The following is a 3652-nucleotide window of genomic DNA, read 5'->3' on the forward strand; positions in this document are numbered from 1 at the left end:
CTCGACCGCCGCCCGCAACGATGGGCTGGTCAGGTCACCGCTCGCCTCAAGGCGGTCGGCGAGCGCGCGGCGCTCAGCCGCCGTGTCGGGCAGAGTCATGATCCTCCTCGCATCAGCAGGTCGGCGAAGGCGGCGGTCAGCGAAAGCTCCGTCTCGTCCTCCAGCCAACCCCATTGGCCGTTCGGATTCAGCTCAAGCCAGTGGAAGTCCCCCTCGCGGTCGATGGCGAGGTCGAAGCTGCCCGAGGCCAGGCCGAAGTGCTCCAGGTAGGCGATCAACGTCTTCTCCAGCCGGTCCGGGAGCTCGACCACGTTGTAGGTGAGCGCGCTGTAGTCCTTGCGCCAGTCCAGCAGGCCGGAGTCGATCCGCACCGCGAACACCCGGGCGCCGACGACGACCACCCGCAAGTCGGCGACCTTGTCCACGCGGGCCTGGAACAGGTGCGGCACCACCGTCACCGACTCGTCCAGCTCGCCGGCGGTGACCGGCTCGGTCCACGTCGTCAGCCCCCTCTCGCCCTGCCGGTACGGGGTCCACCGCAGCACCTTGTAGACGACCTGGTCGTGGGCGGCGATGAACTGCCGGATCTCGTCCAGGTCGTTGGAGACCAGGGTGGGCGGCACGGTCAGGCCCAAGCGCTGGGCCACGGCCAGCTGGAGTGGCTTGTGCTCGGCCTCGAAGTTGCGCAGCGGGTGGTTGACGTACCGGCAGGCCGGCAGCGCGTAGAGCACGCCGCCGAGGCCGTGCCGCACCTGGGCGGCGGCGAACCGGGCGTCCGCCGGGTCCAGGTGGTCGAAGGCCGGCCAGGTCGGCCGTCGCCAGTACAGCGAGCGGATGTTCTCCAGGTCCGCGGTCCGCGACGGGGTGCGGACCTGCCCGGCCACGGGGGCCGGGCAGGTGCCGAACCGGGCCGAGACCGCCAGGTCCGCGCCGATGTCGGCGGGGTTGAACCTGACCACCGGCACGCCTCGCCGGTTGAGCTCGGTGATGACCAGGTCGGCGGTCTGGTCGTCCGCCTCGGTGGCCACCACCACCGGTCCCATACCCGTCATGGTCATCAGTCCTGGCTGCTGTCCTGGTCTTGGTCCGAGTCGTTGCGCGAGTCCAGGTTGGTGGACTGCGGGTTCGTCTCGGTGCCCTTGCTGGTGCCGTGCTTGCCCATCTCCACCACCAGGCCCTTGCCGTCCCGGAACACCCCGGTCTGGGTGGCCGGGTCGACGGCGACGGTGGCGAACGGCTGGACGTAGGTGCTCGGGTACGGCCGCATCCGGCCCACGCCCCACGGGCGAACAGCGGTCTTCTGCATTCGGATCCCTCCCTCAATGTCGGTTCGGACCTTCCCCCGCGCTGTGCTGGTGGTGCTGGGCGCCGGCCGGTCTCGGGGGATGACCGGTCCGGCGCCCGTCCCGCCCGGCCGGTGTGCCATGGGATGCCGGGCGGAGTCTGGTGGGCCGTCAGGCGGCCGGTGAGTGCGCGAGCTCGTCCCGGGCGGTGGGCCGAGCGGCAGCCGAGGTGTGCTGATCGGAGGCGATCTCGGCCCAGACCACCTTCCCGGCGCCGGACGGCTGCCAGCCCCAGGTGAGGGCGAACGCCTCGATCAGCGCCAGGCCCCGGCCGTCCAGGTCGTCGGGCCCGGCCTTGCGCTTCTCGGGCAGGCGCAGGCTTGCGTCCCACACCTCGACCCGCAGGCTCCCCTCCGCCCAGCGCAGGGTGACGCGGCAGCGGGCGCCGGTGTGCTTCACGGCGTTGGCGATGAGCTCTCCGGCGACCAGGTCCACGTCCCGCATCGCGGCGGCCGACAGCGGCAGCCGCCAGAAGGCGGCGATCTCCGCGATCAGGCGGCGCGCGGCGACGACGTGTTCCTCGGCCGGCTCGACGTTCCACTCGTACGGGACCGGGAAGCGGGCGGCCATCACGCCGCCCCGCCCGTGGCCGCCCGGATCGCCGTGTCGCACGGCCAGGAGCCGCATCCGACCTTGCACTGGCCGCCGTCGTTGCCGTGGTCGGTGAGGACCTTCTTCGCGGCATCCGGCAGCGGCGCGGGCCGCCGGCTGGGCCACGGCGACCAGCCGGAGGCGGCGGCCAGGATCTCGGCCCGGCGGCGGACCTGCCCCAGGCTGCGGCGGGGTGAGGTAGGCATGACAGATGCTCCCCGAGTCGGTAGCGGACTTCGGTGCCGCCCGGGGCCCCAGGGGAGCCACGGGGCTCCAGCCCCGGGCGGCGTATCCGAGCAAACCGCGTGACGGCCAGACAGGGAACGGGTACTTCGCGTACCCGGAAGATCACTCCCAGTCAGGTGATGCACAGCGCATCACTTCCGCCCCCGGACTATGCCGCCAGCAGGTTCATGTGCCGGGCGAGGGTATTCAGGCCGTCTAGCCGGCGGCGCCCCTTGTTCTCCTGCACCTGGCGGACGACCTCGCGGGCGAGGACCTGGTAGCGCATCCACTCCGGCGCCATGCCGTGCACCCGGGTCAGTGTGGCCACAGCCTCGGTGTACTGGCCCTGCCAGGTCTGGGCCTGGGCGACGTCCAGCAGGTGCCGGCCCCGGGTCATCGGCGGGATCCTCGGCGTCGGGGAAACGCCCCGGGCCAGCCGCAGCGCGAGCGCGGGCTTCTGCTGGGACATGGCGACCTCGACCGCGATCATCGTCACCCTCGACGGGCCGAACGCCGAGTGGTGCCCGCCGTTGACGTAGTCCATCGCGTCGATCTCCACCACCGTGGTGCACCGCTTCGCATCCGCCAGCAGTTCCTTCGCGGCCTGGTAGTCCTCCTGGCGGGAGGCGGCGGTGGCGCTGGACAACCTGAGCCGGCCCCACATCCGCACCGCCTGGTACTGCTCGCGGGAGAACCGGGGGTTGAGCCGGTCGGCGGCGGCAGAGGCGACCTGTCCGGCGAGCTCGCTCTCGTTCTGCCGCAGCAGCACCCATGCCAGCGCGTTGCAGCCACCGGCCACCAGCAGCGCGTCATCGGCCGCGTCCGCGGCGAGCATCGACCGCTCGACCGCCGAGCGGGCCAGGTCGTCCTGGCCGAGGTGACCGGCGGCCTGCGCAGCGGCCTGGTAGGCCCGGCTGAGCGCGCCGTGCGCCGCTCTGCGCTGATCACCGCGCAACTCGGCGGCCGCCGCGCGGGCGCCGGCCAGCAACTCGGGCAGGCTGGCGATCAGGTCAGAGAACTCGCCGCGGTGGTAGCCCCGCCATGCCTGCTCGACGGACCGGTTCAGGTCCTCGATGGCCGGCGCCTCGACGGTCTCGGCCGCCACCGGCACGCCAGGCAGGTCGCCGAGCGGATGGATCGCCCGCCGAAGCCGGGCGATGCTCTCCTCGCGCCGGCCGTCGTCCTGGTGGAGCGTCTGGCGCTGGCCCAGCAGGACGGACGGCTTCACGTCCAGCGCGCTCGCCAGCTTCGAGATGGTGCCCATCAGCGCGGTGGTCCGGGCGCCCCGCTCCAGGCCCCGGATCGTCGGCAGGCCGACGCCGGACTTCTCGCTCAACTCGCGCTGGGTCATGCCCGCCTGGCCCCGCAGGCGGGCGAGGTTCTCGCCCATCGTCGGTTCAGTGCTCACCGTGGCTCCCCTGGTCGGATACCCGTACCCGGACGGTACCGCCGGAGCCAGCTCACATGGTGTCAAAAGTTTTGAAGTAGCCCCG

Annotated in this window: 5 protein-coding genes; all 5 read right to left on the reverse strand. The window is 72.3% G+C overall.

What is annotated here, in order from left to right:
- Nucleotides 1–95: 95 nt before the first annotated feature.
- Complete coding sequence (tgmB, locus tag AC0Z36_RS29335; protein ID WP_485466121.1) at nt 96–1052, reverse strand: ATP-grasp ribosomal peptide maturase; 957 nt, start codon at nt 1050–1052, stop codon at nt 96–98.
- A 5-nt stretch (nt 1053–1057) separates the two neighbouring features.
- Nucleotides 1058–1306 (reverse strand): putative ATP-grasp-modified RiPP, encoded by a 249-nt coding sequence (tgmA, locus tag AC0Z36_RS29340; protein WP_485466122.1) that lies wholly within the window; start codon nt 1304–1306, stop codon nt 1058–1060.
- Nucleotides 1307–1454: 148 nt separating this feature from the next.
- Entirely contained in the window at nt 1455–1913 is a 459-nt protein-coding gene (locus AC0Z36_RS29345; RefSeq protein WP_485466123.1) for an ATP-binding protein, read from the reverse strand.
- Nucleotides 1913–2140: a hypothetical protein gene (locus tag AC0Z36_RS29350; RefSeq protein ID WP_485466124.1), complete on the reverse strand. Its 228-nt coding sequence runs from the start codon at nt 2138–2140 to the stop codon at nt 1913–1915. The genes AC0Z36_RS29345 and AC0Z36_RS29350 overlap by 1 nt, the downstream gene beginning before the upstream one ends.
- A 188-nt stretch (nt 2141–2328) precedes the next feature.
- Entirely contained in the window at nt 2329–3567 is a 1239-nt protein-coding gene (locus tag AC0Z36_RS29355) for a helix-turn-helix domain-containing protein (RefSeq protein ID WP_485466125.1), read from the reverse strand.
- Nucleotides 3568–3652 lie beyond the last annotated feature (85 nt).

This window comes from Kitasatospora sp. UYEF31 (genome assembly GCF_057291755.1).